General features: G+C 42.0%; 13 protein-coding genes and 5 pseudogenes. 9 read left to right on the forward strand and 9 right to left on the reverse strand.

Features of this window, described 5'->3' with window-relative positions; translation table 11 throughout:
* Window positions 1–88 precede the first annotated feature (88 nt).
* Window positions 89–997, forward strand: a complete 909-nt coding sequence (locus IAE30_RS12790; RefSeq protein ID WP_200679886.1) for a hypothetical protein — start codon at window positions 89–91, stop codon at window positions 995–997.
* 127 nt (window positions 998–1124) lie between these two features.
* Here the strand turns inward: IAE30_RS12790 and IAE30_RS12795 are convergent, their stop codons facing one another.
* The gene (locus tag IAE30_RS12795) at window positions 1125–1301 is read right to left on the reverse strand and encodes an ogr/Delta-like zinc finger family protein (RefSeq protein WP_200679888.1); all 177 of its coding nucleotides are present in this window, start codon (window positions 1299–1301) and stop codon (window positions 1125–1127) included.
* Window positions 1302–1454: 153 nt separating this feature from the next.
* Window positions 1455–2022, reverse strand: a pseudogene (locus IAE30_RS12800) (phage baseplate assembly protein V).
* Window positions 2023–2157: 135 nt separating this feature from the next.
* Here IAE30_RS12800 and IAE30_RS12805 point away from each other — a divergent pair.
* Window positions 2158–2868, forward strand: a complete 711-nt coding sequence (locus IAE30_RS12805) for a hypothetical protein (RefSeq protein WP_200679890.1) — start codon at window positions 2158–2160, stop codon at window positions 2866–2868.
* Between the two features lie 10 nt (window positions 2869–2878).
* Here the strand turns inward: IAE30_RS12805 and IAE30_RS12810 are convergent.
* Window positions 2879–3323, reverse strand: a pseudogene (locus tag IAE30_RS12810) (phage virion morphogenesis protein).
* Window positions 3316–3756, reverse strand: a pseudogene (locus tag IAE30_RS12815) (phage tail protein). The pseudogenes IAE30_RS12810 and IAE30_RS12815 overlap by 8 nt, the downstream one beginning before the upstream one ends.
* Window positions 3757–3760: 4 nt before the next feature.
* Between IAE30_RS12815 and IAE30_RS12820 the strand changes: the two are divergent.
* Together IAE30_RS12820 and IAE30_RS12825 are read left to right on the forward strand one after the other, a co-directional pair.
* Window positions 3761–3910: pseudogene (locus IAE30_RS12820) on the forward strand (terminase-like protein); the annotation flags it as partial.
* Window positions 3911–3961: 51 nt separating this feature from the next.
* Window positions 3962–4674 (forward strand): annotated as a pseudogene (locus tag IAE30_RS12825) (phage portal protein).
* 71 nt (window positions 4675–4745) lie between these two features.
* Here IAE30_RS12825 and IAE30_RS12830 read toward each other — a convergent pair.
* From IAE30_RS12830 to IAE30_RS12840, 3 genes are all read right to left on the reverse strand, one after another.
* A complete protein-coding gene (locus IAE30_RS12830; protein ID WP_200679894.1) occupies window positions 4746–6434 on the reverse strand; it encodes an AAA family ATPase in 1689 nt (562 codons plus the stop codon).
* A 104-nt stretch (window positions 6435–6538) separates the two neighbouring features.
* Window positions 6539–7012, reverse strand: a complete 474-nt coding sequence (locus IAE30_RS12835) for a phage regulatory CII family protein (RefSeq protein ID WP_200679896.1) — start codon at window positions 7010–7012, stop codon at window positions 6539–6541.
* Between the two features lie 34 nt (window positions 7013–7046).
* Entirely contained in the window at window positions 7047–7283 is a 237-nt protein-coding gene (locus IAE30_RS12840) for a regulator (protein WP_200679898.1), read from the reverse strand.
* A gap of 230 nt (window positions 7284–7513) precedes the next feature.
* On the opposite strand from IAE30_RS12840, the gene IAE30_RS12845 reads away from it, so the two are divergent.
* From IAE30_RS12845 to IAE30_RS12865, 5 genes are all read left to right on the forward strand, one after another.
* Window positions 7514–8014, forward strand: a complete 501-nt coding sequence (locus IAE30_RS12845) for a helix-turn-helix domain-containing protein (RefSeq protein WP_234472750.1) — start codon at window positions 7514–7516, stop codon at window positions 8012–8014.
* A 24-nt stretch (window positions 8015–8038) separates the two neighbouring features.
* On the forward strand, window positions 8039–9076 hold the full coding sequence (locus tag IAE30_RS12850) for a tyrosine-type recombinase/integrase (RefSeq protein ID WP_200679900.1): 1038 nt from the start codon (window positions 8039–8041) through the stop codon (window positions 9074–9076).
* An 80-nt stretch (window positions 9077–9156) separates the two neighbouring features.
* Window positions 9157–9537 carry an AAA family ATPase gene (locus tag IAE30_RS12855; RefSeq protein WP_200679902.1) on the forward strand — a complete coding sequence of 127 codons (381 nt, stop codon included), beginning with the start codon at window positions 9157–9159 and terminating at the stop codon, window positions 9535–9537.
* A gap of 11 nt (window positions 9538–9548) precedes the next feature.
* A complete protein-coding gene (locus tag IAE30_RS12860) occupies window positions 9549–10949 on the forward strand; it encodes an ATP-dependent endonuclease (RefSeq protein ID WP_200679904.1) in 1401 nt (466 codons plus the stop codon).
* A gap of 12 nt (window positions 10950–10961) precedes the next feature.
* Window positions 10962–12002, forward strand: a complete 1041-nt coding sequence (locus tag IAE30_RS12865; protein WP_200679906.1) for a DNA cytosine methyltransferase — start codon at window positions 10962–10964, stop codon at window positions 12000–12002.
* A gap of 273 nt (window positions 12003–12275) precedes the next feature.
* Here IAE30_RS12865 and IAE30_RS12870 read toward each other — a convergent pair whose 3' ends face one another.
* Window positions 12276–12614 carry a contact-dependent growth inhibition system immunity protein gene (locus IAE30_RS12870; protein ID WP_200679908.1) on the reverse strand — a complete coding sequence of 113 codons (339 nt, stop codon included), beginning with the start codon at window positions 12612–12614 and terminating at the stop codon, window positions 12276–12278.
* A gap of 8 nt (window positions 12615–12622) precedes the next feature.
* Window positions 12623–13438, reverse strand: coding sequence for an RNase A-like domain-containing protein (locus IAE30_RS12875; RefSeq protein WP_200679911.1), 816 nt, complete (start codon window positions 13436–13438; stop codon window positions 12623–12625).
* Window positions 13439–13605: the final 167 nt, after the last annotated feature.

Consider the following 13605-nt stretch of genomic DNA (forward strand, 5'->3'; position numbering starts at 1 on the left):
TGGTCATTTAGCATACACATCACTAAGCCGTAATTGTTTTTTACATCAACAATTGATTATTTTTAACTCCCATAGTTATAATATAAAATTGAAAAAGCATGCAGCGATATTAAATAATGGATTAATTACTATTCATGGAGAAGCTATAGTGTCACCGATAAAATTAATACTCATCTCACTATTAACCTTTTTGATACTTTCGACTATATCTGCCTTTATAGCTATTTCTCATCCAATTTGGATATTGAATGAAAATCAAATATTATACCTTTACTCGACATCTTCCCAAGTATTAGCTGGTGTATATGGACTTACTTTAACCGGATTTATATTCTTTCGGAATGAACTCAGCAGGGAAGAGTCTGATGATGAATCTTTGACTGAAGCCGTTGAAAACTTAAAAGATAGATATTTTAAACTCCTTATTTATGTAACTTTTATATCAATCTTCACACTTTTCATTGGCAATTTAGTACTTTCAATAGAGGATGAAGAAAAATCAACATTCAAAACTATTATAATGAACGTTGCACAATCTTCATTTATCGTCAGCCTACTTACAATTTCTTATTTCATATTCGACATAATCGCCCCTAAAAGAATAGAAAGCGCCAGTAAAAAATTACAACAACAACTGGATCCTATTGATGAAAATAAAAAAGAGGGGAGCCTTGAAACGTTCCTGAAAAACTTCAATCAGATTGAAGCTCTTCTTCAGAAATATGGACAAAACTTCCAAACCAAGGGATATACAATTCAATCGAGCTATCAACCAAGTTATCAACGTAGAATGTCTAATCAGAAATTAGCTCTAATAATTGCGCAAGCGGAAAAAATTGACAAAATACTGTATGATAAAATAAGGAAATTAATAACATTAAGAAATTCGATAGTGCATAGCGCCGAGCCGATTGTTAGCGAAGAAATGGTAAATGAATCGCAAGAAATATTAAATTCACTTTTTAATTTATTAAATGATGAATCAGTTGAATGGTAAAGCTTTCCAATAATTAATAATAATTCAGTATTAAAACCTGAAAAAATGAAGTCAGAAAACATGGGCACCTTAATCTTAGCAGCAATTATAACCACAATGGTTACTGCTGATTCCTTCCCGGATGCGGCTACACCGGTTTAACGCTACCCGGTTTCATAATGATTTCAGATACATTTTCATGAGATTTAAACGTGCAGCTGCAATTAATATTCTGACACTGGTTATAGCGCTCCTTAGTTGTTGCTGATACTTGAAAGCCGCTGCGTGTATGTGCGGCATTCCCGCACAAAGGGCAATTCATCATAACGTCGTCTCAAAAACCTAATTGAGATAAACATTACTCAATAAAACCATTTTGAGATGGCACTATTCCATTTCAAGTGAATCTATTTTCACTTCAAGTTCAATGCTGGTCGTGTAATGGCTTCGCCGGTGTCACGATTCATGCCGAGATACATCATTGCGGGCCTTCTAATGTGTCGCCGCCGGACTTCACGCCGCCGTGTTTATGCTTATCAACTACCACACCGTTTGGACTCATTGGGCCGCCGCCCTGTGTCACCGCGCCGTTCATCACGGTTTCGCTGTTGATAAGCATCTGGCTGGCATCAATGCCCAGCTGGTTGGTGATCAACTGGATACCGCCGGCGACCTCAATGCGCCCGCTTTTGATGTTCTTAATCAGCAGCTGGCTGGTGTCCGGCTCGTATTGGAACCAGCCGCCGTGTAGTGCTGTCGTTCTCTGAATAATCGGGCGGCGGGAAGGCATCGGAATATATGGCTGGCAGCGCAAACGCGGTTTCGAGATTGCCGCCGAGGCTCAGTAGCACAACCTGCTCGCGGATAGACGGTTGCCACCACGTGCGCGTTTTACCGGCACGGCAGGTGAGCCAGTTAATCCAGTTGGTTTCAAGACCGCCCGTTTTCACCCGGCACAGCCAGTTGACCGTATCCACATCGGACACGGTGCTGGTGCGGATCAGTTTGGTGATAAGGCGCATAATTTCGGTGAGTTTTGTGTTTATGCTCACAACGTCTCACATCTAAATTTATAAAAGTAGATGTTGATTTTGTAAGGTTCCTGACACAATAATCATCTAAATATTTTTGAATAAAACACAATGATTTCAATAACATTTATAAATATAAAAGGTTAATGCATGGACACTCAAAATAAATTTGATGAAAATGAATATCAAGAAATCTTAAGGATACTCGATAAAAGATCACGCGTAACAAGATTAACCTTAATTATTCTTGTGTACATTCTAATATTGGCGGTGGGATTGGTTTTTTTAGGCATTTTCTACACAAAGAACAATGACAACTCGCCATTTGGAAAGCTTATTTCTTCATTTATGCAATCTAAGTCAGTTCAAAGTGAATCAAGTGAGCGGCTCTTAAAAATCTTGCGCACTTTCAATGAACAAAACCAAGAATATTTAAAAGGTTTGAACGAATCAAATAGGGAAGAAAGCAAAGATAACAATAGTTATCAAGGCAACGAAAGAATTTCAAGAGGCAGTGTTATGCCTGGCGACTCGATTTTTATGCGGAGCAACAACTCACAAAATATCGCCAATTCAATAGCCTCCGTACTACTAAGCCTTTCTTTAATGATATTCGTTGGCTTTGTGATGAAAGCGATATTAGTTTTTATCAGATACTACATGCAATTAGGTACTGACTTTGAAAACCAAAAGATAGCATATCTATTAAGCAAGGGAGAGGTTGGGCCATTCAACGATATTCTAATGAACTTAAGAAAAAGCAATATAAACTTTGAGAAAACGCCAAGCCTGCCTCAAGAAAAAATAATCCTCTCATTAGTTAATGCGTTAAACTCGAACAAATCCTCCCCTGAAAAATAAAAATCCATCGTCACAAATAAAGCCAGCCAAGAATAATATATTTAATGCTGGCTTCAACCTCATAGTTAAAACCCAGCAAAGGTCTTTCTGCATATTTAACTTTTTCCCCAAGTTTATTTAATTTATCTCTTAAACTGTAGTGGTGAACACGAGCAAGTCGTTGCACTGCAGGCGCAAACGCAACTTCTGCCTGATTGGCGCTTGTCTGCGCCTTGAGATACTTCGCAGTTTTAAGCTTCGCAAACATCTTGCGGCGAATGCGGCCCGACTTGGTGCGTGCTGTGACACGCCGCGGCTCCCATGCTGTGCCGTCCGGGCTGCGTTGCAGCGTGATGTTGCCCTGCTGAATGCGTCGCACATCGCGTACCACTTCGCGCAGCATCTTTGTGCGCATCGGCGGTTTAAGCTGCGACAGCAGCGTACCCAGCCCCCTCAACATCATGCAGCTCAGCCACGGCGGACCGTCCAGGCTTCCTCGGCATCATCCGGCGCTCCCGGCTCCGGCACGGCCTCAACCGACATCACGCCGTCCACTTCCTTCACGATCACACGTTCCGTCAGCTTCAAGTTCATGCTGATGTCGCATTGGTCATTGCCGAGAATGTCCGCCTCAAAGGTGAAAAGTCGCTCCAGCTCGCTGGCGTTCTGAAGGGCGTCCGGCTGGCTGACGCCGAGCCAGAATAAAACCGGCGCCATCAGTAGATTCTAGTCACCGGTAAAGTCCGTCACCACCACATTCAGGGTGTAGCGGTACTCCCACGAAATTGACGTGGCGGAGGTGGCAACCACCGCACCATTATCAACGAACAGGTGCAGGCGGTACGGGTTATCGGCCACATAGGGCACGGCTTTATTCAGGGCGTTTCGCAAGGACTGCGGCTTGTTCATCGTCTTTATCCGCCGCGCCACCACTGCCAGCGGCAACCGCCCGACCTACGAAGCCAGCCACGCCGATCTGGCGTGGGCGACCATGCACGCGCTGGCAAATGAACCGCTACAGGGCGAATCCGCCCACACCGGCAATATTATGGAGATTTTTTAAATGAGCAAACGTAGGAACCGCCCGCGCACGTAGCCCGTGCAGCAGCAACAGATGACCAGCGGCCCGGTGGCGGAAGCGTTCACCTTCGCCGACCCGGTGCCGGTGCTGGACCGCCGCGAGTTGCTGGACTACGTGGAATGCGTTGTGATGGGCAGGTGGTATGAACCGCCGGTGAGCTTTGACGGGCTGGCGCGCACGTTCCGCGCCGCCGTGCATCACAGCTCGCTGATCAACGTGAAGCGCAACATCCTGACCAGCACCTTCATTCCCCACCCGCTGCTGAGTCAGCAGGCGTTCAGCCGTTTTGTGCAGGACTATCTGGTGTTTGGCAACGCCTATCTGATAAAGCGCATTAACAGGCTCGGCGGCGTGCTGGCGCTTGAGGCGGTTTCATCATGTATATGACCGACACCGCACAGAATCAGGAGGGCGTAAACATTATCAGCCTAGCGATGAAAAGCACCAAGGGACCGGGCAACCTCCGCAATCTGTTTATGTACTCACCGAACGGGAAGAAAGACGGGATTCAGATCATACCGCTGTCAGAGGTCGGGGCTAAGGATGAGTTTCTGAATATAAAGAACGTAAGCCGTGACGACATGATGGCCGCGCACCGCGTACCGCCGCAGATGATGGGGATTATGCCGAATAATGTTGGGAGGTTAGGTGATGTGGAGAAAGTGAGACGGTTTTTTGTGCGTAATGAGCTAAGCCCACGGCAAAAAGACTTGAAGAACTTAATTATGGTTAAAAGACGACATTAAAAATTCGACACTTAAATCTTGGAATAATGTAGCATATAAAATTAAAGAGCCGCATAAGCGGCTAATAATAATCAATCTGGCACACCTTTTCGATTAGGGTTCGTCAACCACTCTTTTACTTTACCGATAAAACCCCAAACATCGTCATCCGATGGCCTCACATAAGAATCATTTAATGGATTTTCACCCATTTTCTCAAAGATGCTGGCTAACCAAGTATTTTTATTTCTACTAATTTCCAAGCTTTGCAACCAAGACTCGATCTCACCATTAGGAACAATAAAAACGCCGTAATCTGACAATCCTTCAAAAAACGTTTCACAAGCCTCCTTATTTGCAGAACCCAGTAGATTGATGCCACCCTCAGTTTTCATGTTTTTTTCAGTATCTTTAAATGCGTTTAATAAGGCAATTCGTTCTGCATTAAGAGTTTCATGTTTTATTTCAGGAAAGAACGCTCCCGACATTGGCTTTTTCCAAACGGCCCCGCCTTCCTTTAAGATATCAATATCAACAATTCCAACACTCGGAATCCCTAACTCTCTTAAGGGCTTAATTATATCCCAGACAGTTTGTTTATTTTGGGCGTTTAGGAACAAACATCCTTCGATACCTCGTGGATCGCCCTCAGCTAACAAACGTTCATTAATTTCCTGATAAAAAGCTCTATCAGCATCGGCCTCAGTTACTATGACATAGTTATAAAAAAGAGCATTGAGCACACCTATTGATCTTAACAAAGGATTTCTCATAAGAGGAGTTAATTGCTCTTTTGTTAATAATCGTGATGTTCCTTTTTTACCATCGTAAGTTAGCCTAACTATATTTAATGGAACTTTTCCCTGTACGCAGCCCATGAGGAAATTAGCGCTGTGAGTAGCGATGAAAACATTTTTGTTACTATGAGCACACACTCGTGATATATCTTTCCCTAACTTTGAACATAAAGATGGATGCAAAAAGGCTTCTGGCTCGTCAATTAGTGTAACTTTTGGTGAACCTGCTATTAATGAGATCATCATACCGATAAAAGCATTGACCCCATCACTTGCCTCAGATACCAATGTCGCTTTGGAGTGAAACTCTACAGAGTCTGCATCCCAACCACGCTCTTCTCTTTCATCTATTGGTGGCACGTCAGACAATCTAATCCTCAGATGTCCGATGTTAGTAGGATCTATGACGCAATATTTCCCGAATGCACTAAATACAATATCCCTGAGCTCTTTCCTTGCTTCGTCATTTTTAAACAAAAATGACAAATTATTAATAGGCGGTCCTAAAAGATCATTTGCGGGTTGTTGAGAAGTTAGTGAAAGTCTACTTCTGCCATTTAAACGAAGAGTGTGCATAGAATAATATTGACTCAGTGAGTATCTAGTAATTACATTTGGATTCTGGAACTCTCTAAGTATATCAGGCAAAGATATTTGAGCTCTGATAACCCCAGTACCTTCCATACTCAGCCTGGAAATTATTATATGATTTTCATGTATGACCTCGTTATTTTCAGGCTTAACCTGTAAGAATTTAAGCTCTTCTTCGGCCTCTTTATTTGTTAAGGGTTTAATAATTACCTTATTAATTACCTCCCCCCTACTTACAGTATTTGCTTTTAATTGTGACTCTATGTCTACTAGCGCCCGTGATTTACCACTATTATTTGGGCCAACAAAGATTGTCAGGGGTGTTAACTCTAATGAAAGCGGCACGTTAGATAATGGATTTGTACCAGAGTTAAAAACAATTTTTTCAAGCATGTGAAGTCCTCTATTTTAAAATTATGGAATCAACCCCGTGTTAAAAATCAAAACTAACACACATAAAAATAATCAGATTAGAAAATGAAATGTCAGTTAGTATTCTAAATGACTATAACATTAAGGGATTTATTTTGAATAGGGTGCTTTTTTGTTGATGATCCTCTGCGCGTGCTCGTACCCCCGCCACGCCTGACCTTCTGAACTAAGTTGCGACGACATGTCGCTGAAAATCTTTTCTGGCTTACAACTCCAGCGGCTAATTGCCCGACTTCAGCAGTCGCTTTCAACACATAAGCAGGCAGGTTCTCTTGCGCCCCTTCATTGACCGGCACGCACGGCAGGAATTGCAGCTGCGCCAACATGCCATCGACCAGCGTTGAGTCTTCTGTGAGGTCGGTGAGGATTAACATTTCGCGGATCGTGAGCTGGTGAACCTGCTCCGGATTTAGCTTATTACTGATGGTCTGCGGATTTAAATCCGCCTTTTTAGCCAGCTGGATAATGCTGTGCTTTGCAGAGAATGCGCGGCACGCTTCATCAAAATGGCTATGTGTGGAAACGCTGAAATCAAACATGATAAATCCCTTTTGATATCCCAATATGGATGCATCAAGCCTGCATTGTGATTTCACTATAGGCAGCGGCTTCGATAGTGAGAGCAACCATGTTGATTTCGATAAGGCCGTTAAGCCCTTCTTTCTTGCTGATGGGTAAACGGTTTTCGCGATACATTTGGCGAACGGTACCTTCCTTGTAACCTGTGTGGCGACAGAACTCTTCTACGGTAATGTAGGGTTCTGAGATCACGAGATTGATTGAAGTGCGCATTGAAAGTTTACAGGGCATGATGCAGTATTTCTCGGTTTGGGTATTAGATCTCACTATTAAACGCTATTAATCTCATCACAGACCGAAGAATAGGATCATAAATCGGATATACCAACGAAAGAAAACACAAATCGCCATTATGCGAAGGTGGTTCGTGAAGCGGTTGAGAGCAACCGAGGCGGAAAAGACGCAATCCTGCGCTAGTTGATGCGTATGGTTTCAGTAGCCGTCAGGCACTATGCACGCATTTGGGCGTTTCACAGAGCACGCTTGCCAACCGCTCAGCCCGCGATACCTTCCCGGCAGATTGGGTAATCATCTGTCATATGGAAACAGGCGCGTCGCTAACCTGGCTAACCTGGCTAACCTGGCTAACCTGGCTAACCTGGCTAACCACAGGTAAAAGTGCACGCTTTATGGAAGTCGAGGAATCTCGAGTTGTGATCGCAACGCAGAAAAAAATCTCAAATGGGATTTTAGAGCCAATGGCAGATTATATTTTGGATAAAGGTTCACTTCCAGAAGGCCTAAATGCCCCGTTTGTGATCAACGCCGATAGAAGCACTTACTTGGTTGATACCTACGAAGGCGAGATAGTTGATGGGCTGTGGCTTATCGAGATCGATAAGTTAGTGAGCATTCGCGAGTTAGTGCGTTTTCCGGGCGGAAGAATACGTGTCGAGAACGGTAAGTCGTCGTTTGAGTGCCAATCCAGTGACATCATTGTTTTAGGCAAAGTGATCACTTGAACCGAATATCTTTAAAGGCTAAGCATGGCGATAAGCAAATTACCCAACGGAAAGTGGCAAGCTCAGGTTTTACCGAACGGCCGAGACGGCAAAAGGATTCGCCGCCAGTTCGCCACTAAAGGCGAAGCGCAGTCTTATGAGAAGTTCGTAAAAGATCAGGCTCAGGACAAACCGTGGCTGGGAGAGAAAACAGATAAGCGCCGGGTAATTGAGCTGGTTGAATTGTGGTTCAACACGCATGGCATCACGTTGGCGGATGGTGAGAAGCGGCGAACTACTGTGGCGTTCGCCTGCGAAGCAATGGGAAATCCACTGGCTACCGAATTTAACGCGAAGATTTTTGCATCATATCGTGAGCAGCGGTTAAGCGGGAAGATCACCCGCTCCAGTCGAGTGAAGACGGTAACGCCCCGCACGGTGAATTTAGAGCTGGCTTACTTCCGGGCGATGTATAACGAGCTGCGCCGGTTAGATGAATGGACCTCACCCAATCCGCTTGAGAATGTGCGCGAGTTTAAAATCAGTGAGTCGGAGATGTCATATCTTACCATTGAGGAGATCCGCACGTTACTTACCGAGTGTGAAAACAGCCGTTCTAAAGATTTAACGACAGTTGTGAAAATCTGCCTGGCAACTGGAGCGCGTTGGAGTGAAGCGGAAGGTTTGAAAGGGAATCAGATTCTCGCTGGGCAAATCATCTATGTGAAAACAAAAGGCAAGAAAAACCGAGCGGTGCCGATAACTGAAAAATTGCAGGCTGAGCTGCCATCTAGCAGGAAAGCGCAGGTGCTCTTTAAACCATGCTATTCAGCCTTTAGAAAGGCTTTGCAACGCGCCGGTATTGAAACACCTGCTGGGCAGCTAACGCACGTTTTACGTCACACTTTTGCGTCACATTTCATGATGAATGGTGGCAATATTCTGGTGCTTCAGAGAATACTTGGACATACTGATATTAAGGTCACAATGCGTTACGCGCATTTTGCTCCAGATCATTTGGCTGAAGCCATGCTACTCAACCCAATCAGTAAAATGGGAAATGATGGCAACAATTCAAATTAAATGACCATCAAATAATGAACATTAAGACATCACAGAAATCTGCATTGATAAAAAACCGTTTCTATTGAGGAGAAGGTGTAATGGATTATAAGAAAGAGAATGCATTGCGTCGAATATTGGCTAATAATCAAATGGAGCCATTCATAAGACATATCAGATTCCCCTTCTATAAAAATTTATCTGAAGGAGTTCGAATTGACTTTACATTCCCAATTACGGTGCTTGTTGGTCAGAATGGTACAAATAAAAGCTCAGTTTTAAAAGCATTATATGGCACTCCAAATGGATACAGTTTAGGTTCACTTTGGTTTTCAACCAGCGTTGACCCCATAGATGATGGAGGTCGATCAAGAATGATTTATGGTTACTTCGACCCAGACACAAATAATATCGTTGAAGTAATTAAAACAAGAATAAAAAAGATGAAGATCCAGACTACTGGGAACCTTCCCGACCTTTAACTGCTGATGGCATGATCCCGCCTCAAAAGGAGGAAGTTTCATCAAATAGAACTAAAACCAGATGGAAAGCAATTGATAAACAAGTTGTTTATATTGATTTCAGGTCGCAGCTAAGTGCATTTGATAAGTTCTTTTATCATGGCAATAGCATTGGAAGTTTATCTAAAAAAGATTTTATCAGGAGAGAATCAATCCACTTACGTAAAGTGATTGATAATGAATTAAAAACATATGCTAGATATGGAAAAAGGAAAGTTTTCGTCAATAGAATATGTACAGATGAAGAATTAAATAAAATATCCGAAATTCTGGGTAGGAATTACAGTAGTGTTAGGTTAGTAGTTCATTCTTTCTTTAATGTTAGATCTGCTACGGCTATATTAGAAACATCACACTTAGACTATTCTGAAGCGTTTGCAGGTAGTGGCGAATTTGCAGTTGCGATGCTTGTGATAAAGGTTAAAAATGCTAAACCGAATTCGCTAATCTTACTGGACGAACCTGAAGTATCCCTGCATCCGGGAGCACAAGAAAGGTTAGTAAATTTTCTAATTGATGAATGTGTAAATCAAAAGCACCAAATTATTATCTCAACACATGCTTCCAGTATTGTAAAAAACCTTCCTAAAGATGCCATTAAACTTTTCCATGTTAACGAAAAAAATAATAAAGTTGACATTACTTCCAATATAAGTCCCGATGAAGCATTCTTCCATCTAGGAGACAAACTTCACAAGAAAACTATCTTTGTTGAAGATTGCTTAGCCGTGGAAATCATAAAAAAAGCATTAAGAGAAAAGGGAAAAGCATTCTATTCTCAATTTGACATAAAATTCATCCCCGGTGGCGCTGATGCAATCATAAAAGGATATATTGCGCCATTCTCTGCCGCAAGAAATGAAGGAATAATATTTCTATTAGACGGAGATAAGAATACCGGTGTTAATTTTGTCAACTCTTTATCAATACCCTTATCGGAGAATGACACACTCAGCACGAAGATAAAAGGAATGATTGGATGTGACGTAAAATTCCTAGCTGACGGAAACGGCGGCCAGGTTAATAAAGAATCACTGTATAAAATGCAACGTGACTTCATAGATTACATTGAAAAATATGTATCTTATTTACCTATGAAAACACCTGAATCATTTATTTTAGATAACATGCCTGATGTTTATAAGTCACTTTCCGAAGAAATAGATGAAAATTCATCTGAAAAAGTATTTTTCAGAGAATTTTGCAAGCTCGACTTAGACAGCGATGAGTGTTCTTCAGAAGACATATTTAATACGCAAAGAAGAATAATAAGCCGTATGAATTCTGATTCTGAAGACTTTGTCAAAATAAGAAACATAATTACAAACTTTGCCGATTATGGTAGAATAAATAAAGATGATATTAATAAGTAAGTTGAGGGGAAGATGAAAAAAACAATAAAGGTTTTTGATTTCTTTTCTGGCTGTGGTGGAACCAGTCAGGGCTTTAAACAGGCTGGAATGGAGATAGCTTTCGGCATTGATTTAAATAAAGATGCGGGAGAGACTTTCAAATCAAATTTCCCGGACTCTATATTCATGAGCATGGATATTAGAGATTTATCTATTTCTAAAATCAGAGATATTGTAAAAACAAAAAACCCTCAAAAAGATTATATTCTCTTTTCTGGCTGCGCTCCTTGCCAGCCCTTCTCTTCTCAAAACAAAAATAAAGCGGATGATGATCCTCGAATTGATATGTTGGGAGAGTTCTCTCGATTTGTAAAAGGTATCTTACCTGATTTTGTTTTTGTAGAAAATGTACCTGGAATTCAGAAGGTTTCTAAAAAATCACGCCCCTTTCTTGATTTTATAGATACATTAAATGAACTAGGTTATTTTTATGAACATAAGGTACTTCCAGCTTTGTGGTTTGGGGTTCCCCAAAGAAGAGAGCGCTTAGTTTTAGTCGCATCTAAACATAAAATTATTCAATTACCAAAAGCCACACACGATGGTCAAGTCAACCCTTACACCACCGTCAAAGATTGGATATACGATTTACCAGAAATTGAGGCAGGGTGCACACATCCCGAAATAGCTGACCATGAGACGGCTAAATTGACTCCTTTAAATATCGAAAGGATAAAAGTTACTCCAGAAGGTGGCGGTCGAGAAAGCTGGCCGGAGCAGTTGCTACTTAATTGTCATAAAAATCATACTGGACATACCGATGTCTATGGTCGCCTTAGTTGGGATAAGCCGGCAAGTAGCTTAACTACTAAATGCATTAGTTATTCTAATGGTCGCTTTGGGCACCCGGAACAAAATCGTGCTTTATCTGTACGTGAGGCCGCCTGCTTACAAACATTCCCTAGAGACTATAAATTTTATGGAGCCTTGCAGTCTAAAGCCAGACAGATAGGTAATGCCGTCCCCCCATTAATGGCTGAAATTATAGGTAGAGAAATAATCAAACTCATTTAAAAGTATGTTTTTCTCAACTGTTAGATTTTGTCAAACCACACTATGAATTAAAAACATGGTGATTAATGCCCTTCAAATTGGCAGCAAAGTGGCAGCAGAGCTCAACGCTATGTGCCACTTTTCAGCACTATTCCACTTAGAGAAAACATAAAAATCAGTAAGTTACTGATTTTACTCGCGTCAAATTGGGACTCATAATCGCTTGGTCGCTGGTTCAAACCCAGCAGGGGCCACCAAATCTTCCTACTTTTCCTAAAAGCTTTCGCAACATCATCAACCACCTGATAGCTCACTCGAATGCCCATTCGCGTGAAGAAATTCTATTGTTCGGTTCTTAACAATCTTTACCCATTCTTCAGCTGACAATTCCCATCGCTCGGGAGCGAACTCTCCACGATAACGCGCTATTAATACGTCGTATCCATCTGACTGCTCTTCAATTTCAATCAAATTTGCTAACAACATGCGCTGATTGAATGGCATTGAGGTAGATAAATAATCATCGAGTAAATTATCGAACTCACAGTTTTTATCAATCAAATCACAATCCTGTCCAAAATGAGCGATGACCAAAGTATCGAGTTCACAAGGTTTAAGAGTATTAGTATCCATAGGTTTTCTCACGCAGCAGGATAAGCAGTTAAAATAAAATAGAGTTTGCCATTAAAGCTTTGAGCCTTAAGTATGACACGAACAGAATAAGCTTTCTTAAGCTCAGTACTACCTTTATCAATATAATTCCCGACTGAGAAGGAGAATCGGTGCTCTAAGGGTAGCTTTGATCCTGGACGCAAATATTTCACTGCTGCTTCAATTTGGCTACGTTTGACTGACAATATTTCTGAAATGATTAACTCAGCCTCTTTCACGCTGCGAAATGTACTGGCTCGGTTGGGGGCACGATCGCAGGATAATCTTGCAATTAACTGTTCTGGAGTCTGTGCAACATGCCTCGCAATCGTGTGTCCTAACGCGCTACCTTCATGCTCCACCAATCGGATGCGACCGGAATAAATAGATGCAACTCGTGATGCTCCTGCTAGCGAGGCGAAGCCAATAGGTACAATTAAATCAACGGTCGCACCTATCTTGTAAGCCATCTCGGGATCGGCACCAAATTGGCTTGCTGCTTTTCCTGCCAGTTGTGCTGTTGCCGTTTCCATTCGGCGCCCTGTCCACAGCTGTTTAATCGAAGTATTGAGCGTGTCCAGACTGTGAGATCCAACCACAACACATCCAGCTTTCGTTAACATGGTTGGCTCAGGCACGACGCACAAAACGCCAGCGCCAAAAATTTCAGCAACACCTCCCAGAACACCAACGCCGCCCCAAAGTCGGTTACTTAGTGTCTCACCTTCACTCACCGTTCCTCTTCGTAAAATGGCAGCAAGCTGCACAGGTGATATCGCTAGGGTTAAGCCGTCATCATCATTCATTTTAATCCTTTTCGGGTGAAGCTATGCGTATCGGATTAGATTCAGATTAGGTATGAAGAGATTTAAAACAATAGTAATCTTCTTAATAATACCATGAAAATGAAAGTTTCAAGTTGGGATAATAACAATCATAAATAATTATACATTCAACATTGAACCCGAAAAAA

This window comes from Pantoea sp. S61 (assembly GCF_016625145.1).
Classification (GTDB): domain Bacteria; phylum Pseudomonadota; class Gammaproteobacteria; order Enterobacterales; family Enterobacteriaceae; genus Pantoea; species Pantoea rwandensis_B.

What these genes read in the sequence shown, in the direction of transcription:
- IAE30_RS12795 (WP_200679888.1), bottom strand. Translation starts at nt 1,301, where the DNA reads ATGATGAATTGCCCTTTGTGCGGGAATGCCGCACATACACGCAGCGGC.
- IAE30_RS12805 (WP_200679890.1), top strand. Translation starts at nt 2,158, where the DNA reads ATGGACACTCAAAATAAATTTGATGAAAATGAATATCAAGAAATCTTA.
- IAE30_RS12830 (WP_200679894.1), bottom strand. Translation starts at nt 6,434, where the DNA reads ATGCTTGAAAAAATTGTTTTTAACTCTGGTACAAATCCATTATCTAAC.
- IAE30_RS12835 (WP_200679896.1), bottom strand. Translation starts at nt 7,012, where the DNA reads ATGTTTGATTTCAGCGTTTCCACACATAGCCATTTTGATGAAGCGTGC.
- IAE30_RS12840 (WP_200679898.1), bottom strand. Translation starts at nt 7,283, where the DNA reads ATGCCCTGTAAACTTTCAATGCGCACTTCAATCAATCTCGTGATCTCA.
- IAE30_RS12850 (WP_200679900.1), top strand. Translation starts at nt 8,039, where the DNA reads ATGGCGATAAGCAAATTACCCAACGGAAAGTGGCAAGCTCAGGTTTTA.
- IAE30_RS12855 (WP_200679902.1), top strand. Translation starts at nt 9,157, where the DNA reads ATGGATTATAAGAAAGAGAATGCATTGCGTCGAATATTGGCTAATAAT.
- IAE30_RS12860 (WP_200679904.1), top strand. Translation starts at nt 9,549, where the DNA reads ATGATCCCGCCTCAAAAGGAGGAAGTTTCATCAAATAGAACTAAAACC.
- IAE30_RS12865 (WP_200679906.1), top strand. Translation starts at nt 10,962, where the DNA reads ATGAAAAAAACAATAAAGGTTTTTGATTTCTTTTCTGGCTGTGGTGGA.
- IAE30_RS12870 (WP_200679908.1), bottom strand. Translation starts at nt 12,614, where the DNA reads ATGGATACTAATACTCTTAAACCTTGTGAACTCGATACTTTGGTCATC.
- IAE30_RS12875 (WP_200679911.1), bottom strand. Translation starts at nt 13,438, where the DNA reads ATGAATGATGATGACGGCTTAACCCTAGCGATATCACCTGTGCAGCTT.